General features: G+C 71.7%; 1 pseudogene. It reads left to right on the forward strand.

The window, feature by feature from the left end:
* A pseudogene (locus QP415_RS11240) lies at nt 1-311 on the forward strand (UPF0182 family protein); the annotation flags it as partial.

The following is a 311-nucleotide window of genomic DNA, read 5'->3' on the forward strand; positions in this document are numbered from 1 at the left end:
CGTGCAGGCTTCGCAGGGCACCACCTACCCGCTTATGCAGTACGTGCTCACGGCGTTCGGTGACGGGAATATCGGCTTCGCGCCCACCCTGGAGGAGGCCCTCAACCAGACCTTCGGCGGCGATTCGGGTGCCCAGGCCGGGGACGCCGGATTGCAGAACGTCAAGGAAGATATTTCCGCCGGGGATGGCAAGGCGCCCGCAGCGGGCACGCCCGGTGCTACGCCGGGTGCCACGCCTGCTCCCGGTACGACGACGCCCACCCAGCCCGCGCCCCAGCAGCCCAGCGCTGCGCCCGGTGCGCCGGCGCCCG

This window comes from Pauljensenia sp. UMB3104, assembly GCF_030217285.1.
Classification (GTDB): domain Bacteria; phylum Actinomycetota; class Actinomycetes; order Actinomycetales; family Actinomycetaceae; genus Pauljensenia.